Genomic DNA, 16,822 nt, shown 5'->3' with positions numbered 1-16,822 from the left:
AGTGGGCGCAATCGCCTTATTCAGTGAGTCAGCATGCCTAAACTAACCAAAATCGCTGCGGGCGCGCTGATTGTATTGGCCTTGTTACTCGGTATTTTCGCGGTAACGCTTTCGCGCAGGCCGACTACCATGCCGGCAGCATCGGTTGCACAAGCCAGTTTTCCTGTGGTTGTGGCAACACGCCTTCTGCCAGCCGGCCAGCCGATCACGACCGACGGATTGCGCGTTCAGTCGTTGCCGATCAATCCGAACGGTGCCTTCGCCGATCCCGCGCAGCTCGTAGGCCGTATTCCGAATGCGGATGTCGGCGCGCAGACGCCGGTACTGGAAGCTCAACTGACGTCCGGGATTGCCGAGCGCATCGCACCGGGTGAGCGTGCGATCGCTGTGCGCGTCGACGAATCCAATGCGGTCGGTAACCGGCTGCGACCTGGCAATTTCGTCGATGTTTTCTTCACACTGAAGCGCGACGGAAACATGGGCGGCAATGCTGAGATCGATCGGACGCAGGCGCGCCTCCTGATCTCGAAGTTGCGAGTGTTGGCTTTCGGTAATGCCACGGCTGGCAACGACAATTCGGGTGATCCGAACGGAATGGTGCGCACTGCCGTGCTTGCAGTTCCCGTCGCTGACGTGGACCGGTTGACTCTCGCTGAGACCTCCGGTCGTCTTGTATTCGCGTTGCGTAATCCGAACGACACGGAAGTCGTCGATACGAGCGCATTCGCGGCGCTGCCGGCAGTGTTGAAGACGTCGACGCAAGCCAGCGGCGAGCCTTTCAAAGATTCGACTCGTGCGGCCGCCGGCATTTCGCTTGATGCGTTGTCGGGCACAGCAGGAAGCACGGTTGGCCGAACACTAGCAGCGCCACGGATTGCAGCCCCCATGACAAGGGTTGCCGGAAATACGAGTGGTGCGATTGAAGTCATACGGGGTGGGCGCGCCGAAATGGTCGCCCGATAGCAGTTTCAGGGAGCAGGCGGCCACGCGCGCCCAAAACAAAATGAAAGAACGTTTTTTTGCATACGGGACCATGGCGATGTTGTGCGCAGCATCGCTCGCCGTGTCGTCGGTGAGCGATGCTGCCACCGGCGCACGGGATCTCGACATCATTGTCGGCTCACAGCAAACGCTCGCGAGCGGGCACGCCTTACGACGTGTCGCGATCGGCGACCCGTCCGTCGCTGATGTGCTGATCGTAAGAGGCGACAAAACGGGCGGTGTGCTGTTGATCGGAAAATCACCAGGCACCACCAGCATCATGCTGTGGGAGCAGGGTAAAGATGTGCCGATTTCCTATACGGTCAACGTGACTACCGCAGCCTCGCGAACGCTGCTCGGGCCTGACATACCTGCTGTGAAAGTGCTCGGCGACACTGCGCTGATTTCCGGCGCGACGCCGACCATGGAAAAGCACCAGCGAGCAGTCGTGGCCGCGGAAATCGAAGCGCGTCAGCGCGCGGCTCGCGAGGGCAGCGGCAGTGGCACCGGCGGTGCCGCCGGTCTCGGTGCGAGCGGTAAGGGTGGCGACGCGGGCGGGATTGGCGGCGACGCTGGCGCAGGTGTCGCGACGTACGACACGTCGACGGTCGTCACGCGCCCGGTGGTGCAGGTCGACGTGCGGGTCGTGGAGTTCACACGCTCGGTGCTCAAGCAGGTGGGCTTTAACTTTTTCCGGCAGAACAACGGATTTTCGTTCGGTACATTCGCCCCGACGTCGAGCACCTCAGCGACGTTGCCGTTAGCGACGCCGCTGTCTTCTGCTTTCAATCTGGTATTCAATTCAGCGTCGCACGGCATTTTTTCGGATCTAAGTTTGCTGGAATCCAACAACCTGGCGCGGGTCCTCGCAGAACCGACACTCGTTGCGTTGTCCGGGCAAAGCGCAAGTTTTCTCGCCGGTGGAGAGATCCCGGTGCCGATTCCCCAAGGGCTGGGTACTACGTCGATCGAATACAAACCCTACGGCGTAGGCCTAACGCTTACGCCGACCGTGCTCAGCCCACAGCGAATCGCGCTGAAAGTGGCGCCCGAGGCGAGTCAACTCGATTTTACGAACGCCGTGACGATTAGCGGTGTGTCGGTTCCCGCGATCACCACCCGGCGCGCCGACACGACAGTCGAACTCGGCGATGGCGAGAGCTTCGTGATTGGCGGCCTGATCGATCGCGAAACGATCTCGAACGTTTCAAAGGTGCCAATGCTAGGCGATCTGCCGATCATCGGCGCGTTCTTCAAGCAATTGAACTACCAGCAGAACGACAAGGAACTGGTGATTATCGTGACGCCCCATCTGGTGTCTCCGCTTGCGAAGGGTGCAACGCTGCCGTCCACTCCGGGCGAGCAGGCTGAGCAGCGCAACGGTCCGGTGTGGCGCGCGTTGATCGGCGGGTTCGCATCCCCGGATGCTGTACCGGGGTTCTCGAAGTGAGCAGGCGCGCGCATTCAGCATGTGGCGCGCTCCGGCACTGCGACAAGGCCTCTTGCGCTGCGGTGCAGGTCACGCGTTGCGGTGAGCAGTACAAGGCGGCGGCGCTTCGGCCAATGCCGCAACAGGATGTCCAACATGAACGCGAGAACGCATTCATTGACTGAAAGGGCTGTCACCGATTCCTTCGTGTTCGCGTCACTGGCTGACGAGCACGTGAATTGGCTTGTCGAAACGCTGATTGCAGCAGGGCGGGTTGAAGCGGTGACGCTTGATCCGGCGACGCTTACGCAGCGCATTGCGGTGCTCAACCCGTCGCTGGTATTCATCGACTTTTCGGGCGGCCGAGCGGCCGCTGCGAGTGCTGCCGCAAGCACCGTGCGTGCAGCTTATCCGGGATTGCAAATCGTTGCGATAGGGTCGCTTGCCGAGCCGGAGAGCGCGATCGCCGCGTTGCGTGCCGGGGTGCGCGACTTTATCGATCTGTCTGCTCCCGCTACCGATGCGCTGCGCATTACACACCAGGTCATCGACAATCTGGTCGAGCCGGTCAGCCGGCACGGCCATGTGACGGCGCTAGTGGGCGCGCGCATTGGCATGGGCGTCAGCACGCTCGCCGCGAATCTGGCGGTCATGTTGCAGCGGCGCGACGTCGAGCAGGGTCGGCAGGCGGCGTTGCTCGATCTTGGCTTGCCGGCCGGCGACGGCACGTTGTTGCTCAACACGCGCAGCGAATTTCATTTCGTCGAAGCGGTGCGCAATTTACGCCGCTTCGATCAGACCTTCGTGCACACGGCGCTTTCGCATCATGCAAGCGGCCTCGCGTTTACCACGCTGCCGCCGAATCTCGCTGAGATGCGTGAAGTGTCGTATTCGTCGTCGATCGGTTTGCTGAATCGCTTGCGTGCTTTCTTCGACCAGCAGATCGTCGATCTCGGAGGGTTCTCCAGTAGCGAGTTCATCGCGCATGTCGTTCAGTCGGCTGACGAGACCTGGCTGGTGTGTGACCAGGGGGTAGCGTCGATCGTATCGGCGGTCGGCGTCCTCGACTCGTTGCGCGAAGAAGGCATCGATTTGGGCAATGTGCGGTTGATCGTCAATAAGTTTGATCCGGATCTCGGCCTGAGCGCCGTCCAGATTGGCCAGCGCCTGGAAATTCCATTACTTGCTACTTTGCCTGAACGGCGCGTGGCACTCGGTCAGAGTGCCAATCAAGGACATCTCCTTGTCGAAACGGCAGCCCGTGACCCGTATGTGCGTGCGCTTGAGCCTCTCATCGAACGCCTTGGCGGCGCCGCCCGCGCAGCAACGCAGTTGACAGGCAAGTCCGCGCTTGGCGCTCTCAAGCGCCTTATTCCAACCTCCACCAAGCGGTCATAGACGATGGTAAAAGAGATCGAATTCGCCGACGACGTGCCATCGTTCGCGCAAAGCCAGCAGTTCCAGGACATCAAGAACGCGGCGCACGAGCATCTGCTCACTCGCATTGAGGAACTGGGCTCCGAGTTCGGCCGGTGGTCGCGTAACGCGATCAACCAGTTCGTCGATCTGGAAATGGACAGCTTTGTCCGGCTGCGCAGAATCCCGATCAACGAAGCCGAGGTCCGTTCGATCTCGGAGGCGCTCACCAAGGAACTGGCGGGCTTTGGTCCCATTGAGGATCTGCTGAACGATACAGCCGTTGAAGACATTCTGATTAACGGCTACAACGACGTGTACGTGTCGCGCCACGGCATTCTGACCAGAATTCAAGTGCGCTTTGCCGACAACGCACATTTGCTGCGTATCGTGCGGCGTATTCTCGCACCGATCGGCCGTCGTCTCGATGAATCGAATCCGATGGTGGATGCGCGCTTGCCGAATGGCGGCCGTGTCAACGTGGTGATCGAACCGCTGTCGATCGACGGGCCAATTGTATCGATCCGCAAGTTCCGTAAAGATCCGCTGCGCCCCGACGATCTGCTAGGCAACGGCACGTACAACCCGGAAATTGGTGCGCTGCTCGAAGCGGCGGTCGCCGCGCGCTGCAACGTGCTGGTGTCCGGCGGGACGAGTTCGGGAAAAACGTCGTTGCTCAACGCACTAGCGTTTCACGTCCCTGAAGCGGAACGCGTAGTGACGATCGAGGACACGGCCGAGCTTTCGCTCAACCATCCGCATGTGGTGCGACTCGAAAGTCGTCCAGGTGGATTCGACGGCGCGGGTGTCGTGACGATTCGCGACCTGCTGCGCAATACCTTGCGGATGCGTCCGGACCGGATCATCGTCGGCGAAGTGCGCGGCGGAGAAGTGCTGGAAATGCTGCAGGCGATGAACACCGGTCATGACGGCTCGATGGGCACAGTACACGCCAGTTCGCCGCGTGAATGTCTTTACCGGCTGGAAATGCTGGCGGGGTTCGCCGGATTTCAGGGTACCGAGTCGAGCTTACGCCGCCAGATCGCCAATGCGATCGATTTCATTGTGCAGATCGGCCGCCTGTCCAATGGGCGCCGGCGGATTTTGTCCATCACCGAGGTGACAGGGCTTTCCGACAACATTATCGCGACTCAGGAACTCTATCGCTATGAGCCTGTGATGGCGCAGGATGGGGAAGAGCTAGATCAGTGGGTGTCGCTCGGCATTCATCCGCATTCGCCCAAGCTGGCACGCTTCCGGCAGGCGCTCGGCGGTTCGACGAACGCTGGCGGTTTCGGCGGAGGGGGCTTCGACACCGGTAGCGGTGGCTTCGGCGGGGGCTTCAATGTCTAGCGCAGTCATGGTCTTTGCGGCGCTCGCGCTGCTGTGCGCTGCAGGTGCGCTGCTGATATTGCAGCGCGGTGCACTACGCAAAGACCAGGCGAGTACTGAGCGCTTCATCGACAGTCGGATGGCTGCTGGCCAGCCGGCGGTGTCCGTGCCCTCATCCCGCGCCGCGACTACGCGCCGGATGACGCCTACGGTTTCGTTTTCACCACAGGCTCCGGCGCCCGGAGCGGACTGGAATGAATATCTCCGGTACGTCAACGCACGAATCAGCTATTCATTCGGAACCCTGATGAATCGCGCGGGCCTGAGAAAATCCCGCACGCTGGCACTGATGGTTGCAGGCATCGGGCTGGCGTTGTGTCTCGTTGCGGCAAATGAGGGGGGGGCACTGGCAGCCGGTGCGACGCTCCTCGCATGCCTTGTGTTTCTCTACTTCGTGCTGTCGATGCGCGCAAACAAGCGCCGTCAGGCAATCGTTCGGCAATTGCCGTCGTTTCTTGATGGCATTGTTCGTCTGATTACGCTCGGCAACAGCGTGCCGGCGGCTTTCCAGGCGGCATTGCAAACCACGGATGCCCCGCTGCGCGAATGCCTGGATCATGTCTCACGGATGCTGCGGTCCGGTGTGGAGATCGATCGTGCGCTCTCTCACGTTGCGTTGTTGTATGGCGCTCGCGAGCTGGAACTGGTGGGTGCGGTGTTACGCCTGTCTGTCAAGTACGGCGGCCGGGCCGACGTGATGCTCGATCGGATGTCGTCGTTCATGCGTGATCTGGAACAGGCCGAACGTGAGCTCGTGGCGATGTCATCGGAAACGCGCTTGTCGTCCTGGGTACTCGGTATGTTGCCGGTCGGGATTGGCGGGTTTCTGATCCTGACGAACCCAAACTATTTCGGATCGATGTGGTTCGATCCGAGCGGGCGGCAAATACTGTATCTCGCGTTCGGTCTACAACTGCTTGGCGCATATTTGTTGTACCGGTTGGCTCGGCTGAAATCATGACAATGCAACCGAACTACCTTATCGCGCTTGCGCTCGGTCTCGTGGCGCTGGCTTCGCTCCTGATCGCGGGACTTCTGATCGTGCGGATCGCGGCCGCGCGACGGAGCGACCGCATGCTCATGCAAGCACTCGACGAGCGCGCGCTGCAAAACGCTGTCGCAGCGGCGGCGCGCGGCACAGACGGTGCTCAGGGCAAGCAGAGTACGAGCGCGCCTGCGAGTGGCATGGGGGGAGTGTTTGAGCGCTTTGTGCATACCGGTGTCCGCTGGCTCGATACGCCAATTGGCCGACATATCGTAGCGGAGGAGGACCGCCGCCTGCTGGAGCAATGCGGCTTTGTCGATGCGCGTACTCGCGGGCTTTTCCTGATTGCCCGGATCGCGGGCGCAATCGTGCTGCCGCTGCTCGTCGGTACGATTGCTAGCGGTCGTATCGACGGGCAGCGCTACGTGATGCTGGTGGTTGTCGCGATGGTGTGCGGCGTCATGATTCCAAAGGTCGTGCTGAGCCGACGCGCGGCGGCACGCCGCCGGGGCGTCGTTGATGAACTGCCGATGTTGGTCGATCTATTGCGCTTGCTCCAGGGTGTCGGCTTGTCACTGGATCAGAGTCTCCAGGTGATGGTCAACGATTTTCGCGGCATATTGCCCGTACTTTCCAGCGAACTGGAGATTGCGCAGCGGCAATTTGCTGCCGGTCGAACCCGGGAGCAGTCGTTGCATCGGCTTGCTTCAAGTTACGAAAATGAGGATATGCAAGCTGTGGTGCGTTTGCTGATTCAGGTCGATCGGCACGGTGGAGCGGTGCAAGAACCGCTGAAGCAGTTTGGCGATCGCCTACGCGAAACGCGTCGCGCGATGTTGCGCGAGCGTATTGGACGAATGACGGTGAAGATGACTGGCGTGATGATCTTGACCTTGCTTCCGGCGTTGATGATCGTCACAGCGGGTCCCGGCGTTCTGTCGGTGTCACATTCGCTGAAAGCGATGAAGCGGTAGGGATATGGCAATGACGTTAAATGTTAGGTCGAATGGCTTTGTACGGGCGGCGCAGTGCGTCGCTTCCGGTATTGCGCTCGTGCTGCTTGCCGCGTGCGCGAAAGATCTCGGCTATGGCGTCGGCCCGCAGGCGGAGCGTCAGGCTTTGATCCAGCAGGCCAATCGTGATCCGGCGCCGGACACTCCGGGTATGTATCTCGGGCTGATCGACCGCATGCAGTCGCAAGGGCTGTACTTCGCCTCGCTCGCGCATATCGATGCCTATGAAAGGCAGTATGGGGTGACGCCAGACACGATTCTGTTGCGCGCTGATGCCCTGCGTATGACTGATCAACCCGCGGCGAGTGCGGCTGCGTATGAACGATTGCTGCAGACGCCGCTCGCGTCGCGTGCGCATCGTGGCTTGGGATTGATTGCAGGCGCATCCGGTGATTTCAATCGTGCTGCGGACGAGTTGCAGCAGGCGGCGCAACTGGCGCCGACAGACGCCTCAGTTCTGTCGGATCTTGGTTACGCGCGCATGCGTGCCGGCGATATCAGTGGAGCCCGGGTGCCGCTGATGAAAGCAGCGGAGCTTGACCAGAACAATCCGAAGGTCGCCAGCAATATTGCTCTGTATCTGCTCGTCGACGGAGAGACGGAGCGGTCGCAGGCGTTGATGAATCAGCAGAAGTTTTCGCTGGACGTGCGTGCGGCGATCCGCAATGAAGCGGCCAAAGTCGTTGCCGCGGCACGCGCACAGGCACAGGGAGCGGGGCGGTCGCAAGGGGCTCAGCCAGGGACTGTCGCCAGCACGCAGGGAATGATGGAACCCGCGCCGCGTTTGCTGCAGCGGTTCGCACAATAACGGGCCGACGGGCAGGAGAGACCAAATGAAATACCAAGGAAGACTCAGGGGAATGCGGAGGCTGGCTTGCGGCGCGTTGATCGCGGTGCTGGCAGTCGGCATGCTGCAGGTTGCGCGCGCCCAGGCCGTATCGGCGCCGCCGGCCGCCCGCAGCGAAGTCGGTCATGCGACGACGGCATGGCTTGATCTGCAACGTAGTAATAGTCAGGCCGCTCCGGAACAGCCAATGCTCGGCGAAGAGGCCGGTCTGGCCTACCGGCGCTACATGGATTCGTTCAAATCGAAAATTCCCGAACTGTACGGCTCGGCGCTTAGTCAAGGCAGCGGAGGCGGGCAGAGCGGCGGCATGAGCGGGCAACCGCCGCAGAATTGATATGTCGTCACGGATTGCATCTCTCCCCTACGTTCGACGCTTGCGCATATCGCGCGTGCGCCGCGTGGCCGGTATGTCATCACGCTCGCAGCGCGGCGCGGTTTCAATTCTGGCGGCGGTATGGGTGAGCGTCGCGGTTATAACGATGGCTGCAATCGATATCGGCCATTTCTACTATGTGCGTCGCGACTTGCAGCGCATCGCAGATCTGGCCGCTGCGGCAGGCGTGCAGACGATCGGCAGCGCGGGAAGCTGTACAGCGGCGATCAACTCGGCGCAGTTGAATGCGACGAAGGCAAATGGTTTGTCGAGCAACGGCGCCATTCAGTCAACCTGCGGCCGATGGGATCCATCGGTGAACGCAGCGCCATCGTATTTTGTGGCTGCCAGTGCGTCGCCTAGTGCTTTGCCGCTGAACGCATTGCAGGTCGTGGTGAGCCAGCCTGTGTCGTTTTTATTTCTGGCGGGGCAGACGCGCACGCTGACGGCGACAGCGACAGCGCAGGCTACAGATATCCGGTCCTTTTCGCTTACCACTTCGATAGCCAGCCTGTCAGGTGGACTGGTAAATGGCCTGTTGAATGGTTTGCTCAACACTAATCTTAATCTGGATGTGGGGTCGTATCAGGGTCTGGCGACAGCCCAAATCAAGCTGCTGGATCTGGCGACCGCGCTTGGTGTGAGTTCGATGAACGACCTGCTCAAGGCGCAGGTCACTGTTGCCCAACTTGCGACCGCAATGGCAACCGTGCTGAGTCAGGGCAATGTAGTCAGCGCCAGCGTCACAAATGCGTTGAGCACTATTGCAAGCGCGTCGACGGGCAACACGAAAATCAACCTTGGAAATACCTCTTCTAACAATGGGCTGCTGGCCATTGGTCTTGGCGACCCACAGGCGGCAGCTACAGCCACAGTCAACGCGCTCGATGTGCTGATGGCGGCTGCCGAGATCGCGAACGGGTCGTCAGCCATCAATCTTGGTGCGGCGCTCAATCTCAGTCCGATTGCAAGCGTCACCGCGCAGGCCAGAGTTATTCGGCCGCCAGTGATCGCGATCGGCGAGGCTGGAACGTACCCTGACGGCGTTACTTACCGCACGAGCGCCCATTCCGCAGCGATACAGTTGTACCTGAACGTCCAGCTAGTCAACGTCAACCTGAGCCCGGGCTCCGGATTGCCGTCCCTGGTCAATGTCAGCCTGTTGAATCTGCCGATCTATCTCGAGGTTGCGCCAGGCACCGCCGATTTGCAAACCACGCAGTGTTCGACGCAAAAATCCAGTAGCTATAGCTGGATATCCACGACGCCCGGAGTGACGGCATTGTGCATTGGGGGCGATGCGTCAGCTAATCTGACCAACACCACGGTGCCAACGCAGTGCAACCAACCGGCGACATTGACTTCAGTCAGTGTGCCGTTGCTCGCCCTTAGCCTCCTGAATGTTTCGGTTGGGACGACTTCGCCGGCAAGCGGTTTTAATCTGAACCTGCAGCCACCAACGCCGACAGTCTTCAAGTTCAACGGCGTGACAGGCGACAGTGATGACTATCAGACCACCAATACCAACGGTCTCGGCTCCGCGGCAGGCGGCCTCGTCAGCCAGTTCGCGTCCGGACTGGCTGGTTCGATGCATGTGACGACGCTGCTCGGCCTGGATATCACTGCAGCGGCCTCGTCGCTGACCAGCGCGTTGGCAGCGTTGTTGACGCCAGTACTGAATTCGCTCGATCTTCTTCTCGTTCCTCTTTTACAACTCCTCGGTGTCCAGATCGGCGTAGCGACGGTCCACGATCTCGGGCTTGCCTGCGGTCAGGCACAACTGGTTAATTGATTTCGCGCCTATGAGAACCAACCCCAAAATCGAGGAACTCGATATCTACGTCTGGGAGGGCAAGGCCGACATTGTCGACCGGGTCGCGCGCTGCATGGCGAGCTTCGACGTCGAAGTGATCCGCGCGGACGATATCGCGATCTCGCCTGAGCGGACCGCGCTGCGGCCGTCGCTCGCGATCATCAGCGTTTCGGTGATCGACAGCGGCGCGTTGCTCATGCGCGACTGGCAGGCGGCGCACGGCATTCCCGTTGTGTGGGTCGGCGCCGCGCCGCGCGACCATGACCCGGCGACTTACCCGTCCGACTACTCGCACATCCTGCCGCTGGATTTCACCTGCGCCGAATTGCGCGGCATGGTCATGAAGCTCGTGTTGCAACTGCGCGCGCACAGCGCCAAGACGCACGAGTCGGACGCGATGATCGCCAACTCCGAGTGCATGCAGGCGCTGCTGCACGAAGTCGACACGTTTGCCGACTGCGACACGAGCGTGCTGGTGCACGGCGAAACCGGCGTCGGCAAGGAGCGCATCGCGCAACTGCTGCACGAAAAACATACCCGCTACGGCCAGGGGCCGTTCGTCGCGGTGAACTGCGGCGCGATTCCGGACGGTCTGTTCGAATCGCTGTTCTTCGGCCACTCGAAAGGCTCGTTCACGGGCGCGGTGGTCGCGCACAAGGGCTACTTCGAGCAGTCTGACGGCGGCACGCTGTTCCTCGACGAAATCGGCGATCTGCCGCTATACCAGCAGGTCAAGCTACTGCGCGTGCTCGAAGACAGCGCGGTCACGCGAATCGGTTCGGCCACGCCGGTGAAGCTCGATTTCCGGCTGGTGGCGGCGACCAACAAACATCTGCCGCAACTGGTCAAGGACGGCACTTTCCGCGCCGATCTTTACTATCGGCTTGCGGTGATCGAATTGAAGATTCCGTCCCTTGAAGAGCGGGGCGCCGTCGACAAGATTGCGATCTTCAAGGCGTTCATTGCGCAGATCGTCGGCAGCGAGCGTCTCTCCGCGTTACCGGACCTGCCGTACTGGCTTGCCGACGCGGTGGCCGACACGTATTTCCCCGGCAATGTGCGCGAACTGCGCAACCTGGCCGAGCGGATCGGCGTGACGGTGCGTCAGATCGGCGCGTGGGACGCGGCGCGTCTGCAGCGGCTGCTCGCGCTTGCGCGTACCACTCAGCCGGTACCGGCCGAGAGCGCGGCCGAGGTGCTGGTGGATCGTAGCAAATGGGACATGGCTGAGCGCAACCGCGTGCTGGCCGCGCTCGACGCAAACGGTTGGCGCCGCCAGGATACGGCCCTTTATCTGGGCATCAGCCGCAAGGTTTTATGGGAGAAGATGCGCAAGTACCAAATTTTTGACGAAGAGCCCGAAGCACGCGAAAGTGAGTAATAATGAGACGGTTGTACTAAAACAAAAACTGTTCGAGCAGGATTTACATGGACCGAAAGTCGAAACTACGACAGATTGCCCTGGTTGCATTCATCGTGATGGGGGGCGTGCAGGGCGTGAATGCGCAGGCTCTGCCGGATAGCGGATCGAGCGCAGGCGTTGTTTCCCAGCCGGGCACGACGACGGCTTTGCCGGCCAATGCAGTCGCCGGACAGGCGCAGACGAGCGCATTGACGCCGGAGGAAGCCAAGCAGTCTGCCGCGGGCAATGTGGCGGAATTGCAGCAGATGATCCGGGGCTCGGATCTGAGCGAATTGCGCACGACGTATAACGGCAGCTATGGAGCGAGCTTGCTGTTTTACGGCAAGGAGATGACGTACTACGTGGCGTTGTTCCAGCAGAAGAACTTCTGGCGCGTTATCAAGACTGAGGATGCCACACGTGCCGACATGATCTACAAGGATTTTGTGCGTCAGACGGTGCAACTGTCGGACGTGGAGATTCGCCGCACGCAGCTGGAAGCGCAGAAGGCGTTCACGGACCGCATGATTGCGTTGTCGCAGGACCGCGCAAACCGGCTGCAGGCTGACCTCGACGTTGCGCATCAGCAGCAGACGATTGTCACGAATCAGCAAACGCAGACCCGTGCCGAAGCGACGGCGCTGGCGCAGCAGAAGGCTGCCGCGCAAGACCAGCTGCGCGCCGCGCAACGCCAGGTTCGCGAACTGCAGCGACAACTGGAAACTGGCCTGCCGACGCACTGAGCACGCTGGTTGGGAAGAACGGAAGATGGGAGGGCGGCGCGGCTTGAACGTGCCGCCCGCCCCATCGGACGTACAAGTTGTTTAGTAGCGCAAGAGTTACCCATCCTCGCAGCAAAAGCCTCGTTTCCGAAGCCTCTCTGCCGCAGAGCGGCCATCCCTCTGGTTTCCCTGGCAGACCCGTCCGCGACGCACGCAGTGCGGAGTGGGAGCTGATGACTCCTTTGTCACTGACGCCGAATGTGCGAGGGCACGGATTCCAGATGCACCACTACCGCGACTGCGCGGGGGACCCGCTTAAGAATTAGCGGTTTGAGCCGCTTTCTTTGCTTATCTTTCTTGCGGCGGCAAAGAAAGTAAGTGCTGCCCCGCACAGGGGCAACGCTAATAGACCAATAAAAATTCAAGGAAAGGCCAACACCGTAGGCAACCAGCCAACGCCGCCGCCCAAGGCAAAAAAAGCCCATCCCTTAATGCCGCTTCTTCCCCCCCGAATGCCCGCCTTCCACTGGCAAGTGACGCGGCTCCGTCACATCGACGGCAATCGGATCACTAGCAGGAAAGCTCTCCTCGAGAGCCTCATCGAGCCGGTCCTCCGCAGACTCAACGGGCTGCGCCGCATCCTTAGGATGAGTTGAGTGGTGCTTCTGCTTGGTCATGACATGCTCCATTAGAAGAGGGTCAACAGCTCAGCATAGCGCAAAGCGGACCCACGCGAGCATCAGCCGAACGACCTAAGCCCTCCCGCAATAAGCATTTCCTTCAAACCCCAACGCCCCAAAACCCAGATCAGAAAACAACGGGCAAAACAGCAAAACTTCAAACCAACCCGCATCAAGTCGTTTTCCGTGTGTCGCCTAAAAAAACAAAAGCAATCCGCCTGCCGCAACGACAGGCAGAGCGTACGGCATACCGTGAATGGGCAACATCCAGCTCGGGAGGGGAGCAAACAAAAGCAGCGAACAACAAGGCAGCGAACAACATGGACCGAAACAACCCTGCGCGCGCGCAGCGCTTCAACGCGTCACACGTGGTGGAAGCGGAACTGGAACACCTGGATTGGGCAACACGGCAACCGGCGCTGCGCATGCTGGACGCCATGTACTGGCGGCGCCGCGTGCTGGCGGTCAAATGCGGATTCGAACTGACGGACTTGCAGGCAATACGACTGGAGAAGATCTTACAGCGGCTCGGCCATCCGACGGAGTAGCCAGCCGCTGCGGCGGCGGTTTATTCGTTGCCGCTGGGGGTGCTGCCGCCATTGCCGCCATGATTCCCGCCGCCATGGTTGCCGCCGTCGCCGCCGCCCGTGCCGAACAGACGCCGGCGGCGTGTGACAACCACCGGACCGTCAGACGTACTGCTGCTACGATCTGACGCAGGGCGATCCGAAGACGGCGCGCCGTACGACTCGCGCGGTTCACGCGGCTCACGATGATCGCGCGGTTCACGCGAGCCGTGCGGGCCACGCGTGGTGTGTTCACCGTGCGAAGGCCGCCCGGCGCGCGGCGCCGGACGTGTGCCGGTGTCGAGCTGGATCGTCGAGATCGCGCGCTTGTAAATGCCTTGCAGGCCGACAGGCGTGCGCAGCATCACCAGATACTGATCGAACGACTCGATGCACCCCGTCAGGCGAATGCCGTTGACAAGGTAGATCTCGACGCGCTTTCGTTCTTTGCGCGCAGCGTTCATGAAGTCGTTTTGCGGATGCGATTCTGCGGAAGCCATGGACAATTCAGGTTAGAAAGACGGTTGTTCGCCGCGATTCTACCCTGTGTGGGGGCGGAACGCGTCGGCGGGCGAACTGCGTCCACTATAACGGCTTGCGCGCACATAAGCATCTGATAACTATTAGCTGTAACGTTGAGTTACGAATCTGCGTACGAATAGCGCTCTCTTCGGCCACGCTCGGGCGGTTCCGATACGGATGGCGGAAAAAGATAGCGCGTGCCGATGCCGCACGCGGAATAAATCACAGCCCGCTCACGTTAAGTCAGACATGGCTGCGCTGCATATCGCACGTGGCCGATCGGATCCCCGGCTCGCGCGCACCGGCCAGGCACTCATCAGGAGACTCACCATGAAAGCATCCCGCATTCTTTCGGCCGCCTTCGTGCTGCTGGCGCTCGCGCTAGGCTCGCTCGCAACGAGCGCCTGCACCTCCGCGAGCGACAGCAGCGCCTCAGGCAGCAGCGGCTCCAGCGGCAGCGCGAGCGGCAGCGGCGGCGGCTACTGAGCGTTGCCACGCCGGGTGAATTTCGAAGCGGAAGTGATTTCGTGGCTCCCGCAGTTGCGCCGCTATGCGCGCGCACTGACGGGCGACCGCGCCTGGGCCGACGACCTCGTGCAGGATACGGCGGAGCGCGCGCTTGCGCGCTGGGCGGCCTTCCGTCCTAACAGCAACCTGCGCGCGTGGCTCCTGACGATCCTGCGGCATCTTTACATCGATCAGTTGCGCGGCCGTCGCGAGATTGCCGTCGACGATGAAAGCGCGCCGTGGCGCAATCTCGAAGCGCCGCATGGCGAAGTCGACGGTCTGGTGCTGCGCGATCTTCAGCGCGCGCTGTATTGCCTGCCGGTCGAGCAACGGGAAGTGCTGCTGCTCGTTTGCGTGGAGGAGCTGTCTTATCAGGAGGCGTCGAAGGCGCTCGGCGTGCCGATCGGTACGGTGATGTCGCGGCTCTCGCGGGCGCGCGAGCACATGCGCGTGCTGATGACGGAGGGGCCGGTTGAAGGGGGCGCTGAGGGACTGGCGCATAAAGTCGCGCCGTTGAAAGTAGTGAGAAATCCGTAATGAACGACGACCACGATTCCAGCTTGCCTGAGGGGTTCGATCTGCGCGCGCTGTCGGCGTTTGTCGATGGCGAGTTGCCGCCTGTGGAGCACGCCGCGATCGAGGCGCAACTGCCGCAGCAGCCGCAGGCTGTCGCGAGAGTGGCCGCATGGCGCGCGCAGAAAGCGGCGCTGCGGGCGCTGTGTGGTGCGCCACAGCGCAATGAGCACAATGAGCGCAGCGGGAGCGTCGGGCAGAGCGCGGCCGATGAACCGGCTTTCATCGTGGTGCGGCGGCCGACCCCATGGTGGCAACGCGTCGGCCTCGCGGCGTGCTGGCTCGCGGCCGGCGCGGGTCTCGCGCTCGCCTTGGGGCCACTTGCCCCGCGTCTGACGGGCGGCGCGTGGAACGGTCTGGGCGGCAGCCAGCCGCCGAGCTTTGCTGAGCGCGCCGACGTCGCCTATGCGGTGTACACACCCGAGCGGCGTCACCCCGTCGAAGTCGCCGCGAACGAGGAAGAGCATCTGATCAGCTGGCTGTCCAAGCGGCTGAACCGGCCGCTGTCGGTGCCGTCATTGCAGGAGTACGGCTACTCGCTGGTAGGAGGGCGTTTGTTGCCCGGCGAGGCGGGACCGGCCGCGCAGTTCATGTACGAGAATTCCAGCGGCGCGCGGCTCACGCTGTACATCACCGGAATTTCGCGCGACGAAACCGCGTTCCGCTTGTTCCGCGACGGTAACCGCAGGACCTTCTACTGGGTCAGCGACCGCATGGGCTATGCGCTGTCCGGGCCGATTGCGGAAGGCAAGCTGCGCTCGATTGCGATCGACGTGTGCAGCGCGCTCGGCGGCAAGCCGGAGGACTGGCAGTAGCGCTGAAAGCACGGCGAGCACCAGGACCTGGCAAAACGTTGGCAAGAAGACCCCGCTGCAACACGCGGTAACAGAAACGCCTTGCGCTCGCGGGCAGCCGTCGGAATAGCGTCGCGCGGCGCTTCGTTTACTTGCTGCAGGATCCTGCCGTCCCGCCTTGCACGCGCACCGGTATGGCACGGTCCCGTGCGAGGCAAACCGACGGGGTCTTCACGGTGTCGACACGCCCTTTGCGAGTCGCAACGCCGACGCGTCGAGGCAGCGAAATCATGCTTACTTTTCATCTGTTCGGCACGGGGCTGTGTTCCGGTGTAGCTTGTCTGTGCCTGTGCGCCGGTTGCGCGGCGCCGGTCGAGGCGCAATCTGACGCCAATGCGCCGGTGAGCGACGCTTCGGCGTGCCGTTTCGTCGTGGGTCAGGCCGAAATCGACGGCGTCATGCAGCAGGTCAGCGGCCGCGCTTGCCTGCAGCCGGACGGCAGCTGGCAAATCGTCGAAGACGATGCCGCCGCGCTGGCCTTAGGCCCGGCTCCGGTGTATTACTACGATTCATGGTACTGGGGGCCGCCGGTGGTATTCGCGGCCGGCGTGTCGGTCATTTTCGTCGATCGTTTTCATCATTTTCATCACATGGACCACGTGCACTATGTGCGCGGATCGTCTGGAATGGGGGCGCGCGGCGGCTGGCATGGCGGTGCATCCACGCAGATGTGGAGTGGCATGTCGCACGGCGGCGGGGGTGGGATGCACCGCTAGCTTGCCGGCGCCCACACGCGTGACCGCCCGT

General features: G+C 61.6%; 18 protein-coding genes. 16 read left to right on the top strand and 2 right to left on the bottom strand.

Annotation, left to right across the window (positions count from 1 at the left end; genetic code table 11):
* Positions 1–33 precede the first annotated feature (33 nt).
* The 11 genes from cpaB to GNZ12_RS29570 all read left to right on the top strand — a co-directional run bounded on the left by cpaB (position 34) and on the right by GNZ12_RS29570 (position 12,394).
* Positions 34–963: a Flp pilus assembly protein CpaB gene (cpaB, locus tag GNZ12_RS29620; RefSeq protein ID WP_172315701.1), complete on the top strand. Its 930-nt coding sequence runs from the start codon at positions 34–36 to the stop codon at positions 961–963.
* 40 nt (positions 964–1,003) lie between these two features.
* Entirely contained in the window at positions 1,004–2,431 is a 1,428-nt protein-coding gene (locus GNZ12_RS29615; protein WP_172315700.1) for a type II and III secretion system protein family protein, read from the top strand.
* Positions 2,432–2,566: 135 nt separating this feature from the next.
* Positions 2,567–3,808 carry a fimbrial protein gene (locus tag GNZ12_RS29610; protein WP_172315699.1) on the top strand — a complete coding sequence of 414 codons (1,242 nt, stop codon included), beginning with the start codon at positions 2,567–2,569 and terminating at the stop codon, positions 3,806–3,808.
* A 3-nt stretch (positions 3,809–3,811) separates the two neighbouring features.
* Positions 3,812–5,179, top strand: coding sequence for a CpaF family protein (locus tag GNZ12_RS29605; RefSeq protein WP_172315698.1), 1,368 nt, complete (start codon positions 3,812–3,814; stop codon positions 5,177–5,179).
* Positions 5,172–6,179 (top strand): type II secretion system F family protein, encoded by a 1,008-nt coding sequence (locus GNZ12_RS29600; RefSeq protein ID WP_172315697.1) that lies wholly within the window; start codon positions 5,172–5,174, stop codon positions 6,177–6,179. Before GNZ12_RS29605 ends, GNZ12_RS29600 begins: the two co-directional genes overlap by 8 nt.
* Before the next feature lie 2 nt (positions 6,180–6,181).
* Positions 6,182–7,177, top strand: a complete 996-nt coding sequence (locus tag GNZ12_RS29595; RefSeq protein WP_172315728.1) for a type II secretion system F family protein — start codon at positions 6,182–6,184, stop codon at positions 7,175–7,177.
* A 4-nt stretch (positions 7,178–7,181) separates the two neighbouring features.
* Entirely contained in the window at positions 7,182–8,024 is an 843-nt protein-coding gene (locus GNZ12_RS29590) for a tetratricopeptide repeat protein (RefSeq protein ID WP_407947738.1), read from the top strand.
* A gap of 25 nt (positions 8,025–8,049) precedes the next feature.
* A complete protein-coding gene (locus tag GNZ12_RS29585; protein ID WP_172315695.1) occupies positions 8,050–8,397 on the top strand; it encodes a DUF3613 domain-containing protein in 348 nt (115 codons plus the stop codon).
* A 1-nt stretch (position 8,398) separates the two neighbouring features.
* Complete coding sequence (locus tag GNZ12_RS29580; RefSeq protein WP_172315694.1) at positions 8,399–10,228, top strand: TadG family pilus assembly protein; 1,830 nt, start codon at positions 8,399–8,401, stop codon at positions 10,226–10,228.
* Between the two features lie 10 nt (positions 10,229–10,238).
* Positions 10,239–11,630 carry a sigma 54-interacting transcriptional regulator gene (locus GNZ12_RS29575; RefSeq protein WP_120303972.1) on the top strand — a complete coding sequence of 464 codons (1,392 nt, stop codon included), beginning with the start codon at positions 10,239–10,241 and terminating at the stop codon, positions 11,628–11,630.
* Between the two features lie 47 nt (positions 11,631–11,677).
* Positions 11,678–12,394 (top strand): DUF2968 domain-containing protein, encoded by a 717-nt coding sequence (locus GNZ12_RS29570; protein WP_172315693.1) that lies wholly within the window; start codon positions 11,678–11,680, stop codon positions 12,392–12,394.
* Positions 12,395–12,861: 467 nt separating this feature from the next.
* Here GNZ12_RS29570 and GNZ12_RS29565 read toward each other — a convergent pair whose 3' ends face one another.
* The gene (locus GNZ12_RS29565) at positions 12,862–13,050 is read right to left on the bottom strand and encodes a hypothetical protein (protein WP_172315692.1); all 189 of its coding nucleotides are present in this window, start codon (positions 13,048–13,050) and stop codon (positions 12,862–12,864) included.
* Positions 13,051–13,373: 323 nt separating this feature from the next.
* Between GNZ12_RS29565 and GNZ12_RS29560 the strand changes: the two genes are divergently transcribed.
* On the top strand, positions 13,374–13,601 hold the full coding sequence (locus GNZ12_RS29560) for a hypothetical protein (protein ID WP_172315691.1): 228 nt from the start codon (positions 13,374–13,376) through the stop codon (positions 13,599–13,601).
* 20 nt (positions 13,602–13,621) lie between these two features.
* Here GNZ12_RS29560 and hfq read toward each other — a convergent pair whose 3' ends face one another.
* Positions 13,622–14,119 (bottom strand): RNA chaperone Hfq, encoded by a 498-nt coding sequence (gene hfq / locus GNZ12_RS29555; RefSeq protein ID WP_172315690.1) that lies wholly within the window; start codon positions 14,117–14,119, stop codon positions 13,622–13,624.
* A gap of 352 nt (positions 14,120–14,471) precedes the next feature.
* Here hfq and GNZ12_RS29550 point away from each other — a divergent pair, with 352 nt between their 5' ends.
* From GNZ12_RS29550 to GNZ12_RS29535, 4 genes are all read left to right on the top strand, one after another.
* Positions 14,472–14,627, top strand: a complete 156-nt coding sequence (locus tag GNZ12_RS29550; protein WP_172315689.1) for a hypothetical protein — start codon at positions 14,472–14,474, stop codon at positions 14,625–14,627.
* A gap of 15 nt (positions 14,628–14,642) precedes the next feature.
* Positions 14,643–15,185 (top strand): RNA polymerase sigma factor, encoded by a 543-nt coding sequence (locus GNZ12_RS29545; RefSeq protein ID WP_172315688.1) that lies wholly within the window; start codon positions 14,643–14,645, stop codon positions 15,183–15,185.
* Positions 15,185–16,036, top strand: coding sequence for an anti-sigma factor (locus GNZ12_RS29540; protein WP_172315687.1), 852 nt, complete (start codon positions 15,185–15,187; stop codon positions 16,034–16,036). Before GNZ12_RS29545 ends, GNZ12_RS29540 begins: the two co-directional genes overlap by 1 nt.
* Positions 16,037–16,305: 269 nt before the next feature.
* Positions 16,306–16,791, top strand: a complete 486-nt coding sequence (locus GNZ12_RS29535) for a hypothetical protein (RefSeq protein ID WP_172315686.1) — start codon at positions 16,306–16,308, stop codon at positions 16,789–16,791.
* Positions 16,792–16,822 lie beyond the last annotated feature (31 nt).

The sequence above is a fragment of the Paraburkholderia solitsugae genome (assembly GCF_013177695.1).
GTDB classification, from domain to species: domain Bacteria; phylum Pseudomonadota; class Gammaproteobacteria; order Burkholderiales; family Burkholderiaceae; genus Paraburkholderia; species Paraburkholderia solitsugae.
The sequence above is the reverse complement of the archived record's forward strand: the minus strand, read 5'-3'. Positions and strand labels throughout refer to the sequence as shown.

Bases quoted from the DNA above. Each gene is read 5' to 3' on its own strand.
- cpaB (WP_172315701.1), top strand. From the start codon at position 34: ATGCCTAAACTAACCAAAATCGCTGCGGGCGCGCTGATTGTATTGGCC.
- GNZ12_RS29615 (WP_172315700.1), top strand. From the start codon at position 1,004: ATGAAAGAACGTTTTTTTGCATACGGGACCATGGCGATGTTGTGCGCA.
- GNZ12_RS29610 (WP_172315699.1), top strand. From the start codon at position 2,567: ATGAACGCGAGAACGCATTCATTGACTGAAAGGGCTGTCACCGATTCC.
- GNZ12_RS29605 (WP_172315698.1), top strand. From the start codon at position 3,812: ATGGTAAAAGAGATCGAATTCGCCGACGACGTGCCATCGTTCGCGCAA.
- GNZ12_RS29600 (WP_172315697.1), top strand. From the start codon at position 5,172: ATGTCTAGCGCAGTCATGGTCTTTGCGGCGCTCGCGCTGCTGTGCGCT.
- GNZ12_RS29595 (WP_172315728.1), top strand. From the start codon at position 6,182: ATGCAACCGAACTACCTTATCGCGCTTGCGCTCGGTCTCGTGGCGCTG.
- GNZ12_RS29590 (WP_407947738.1), top strand. From the start codon at position 7,182: ATGGCAATGACGTTAAATGTTAGGTCGAATGGCTTTGTACGGGCGGCG.
- GNZ12_RS29585 (WP_172315695.1), top strand. From the start codon at position 8,050: ATGAAATACCAAGGAAGACTCAGGGGAATGCGGAGGCTGGCTTGCGGC.
- GNZ12_RS29580 (WP_172315694.1), top strand. From the start codon at position 8,399: ATGTCGTCACGGATTGCATCTCTCCCCTACGTTCGACGCTTGCGCATA.
- GNZ12_RS29575 (WP_120303972.1), top strand. From the start codon at position 10,239: ATGAGAACCAACCCCAAAATCGAGGAACTCGATATCTACGTCTGGGAG.
- GNZ12_RS29570 (WP_172315693.1), top strand. From the start codon at position 11,678: ATGGACCGAAAGTCGAAACTACGACAGATTGCCCTGGTTGCATTCATC.
- GNZ12_RS29565 (WP_172315692.1), bottom strand. From the start codon at position 13,050: ATGACCAAGCAGAAGCACCACTCAACTCATCCTAAGGATGCGGCGCAG.
- GNZ12_RS29560 (WP_172315691.1), top strand. From the start codon at position 13,374: ATGGACCGAAACAACCCTGCGCGCGCGCAGCGCTTCAACGCGTCACAC.
- hfq (WP_172315690.1), bottom strand. From the start codon at position 14,119: ATGGCTTCCGCAGAATCGCATCCGCAAAACGACTTCATGAACGCTGCG.
- GNZ12_RS29550 (WP_172315689.1), top strand. From the start codon at position 14,472: ATGAAAGCATCCCGCATTCTTTCGGCCGCCTTCGTGCTGCTGGCGCTC.
- GNZ12_RS29540 (WP_172315687.1), top strand. From the start codon at position 15,185: ATGAACGACGACCACGATTCCAGCTTGCCTGAGGGGTTCGATCTGCGC.
- GNZ12_RS29535 (WP_172315686.1), top strand. From the start codon at position 16,306: ATGCTTACTTTTCATCTGTTCGGCACGGGGCTGTGTTCCGGTGTAGCT.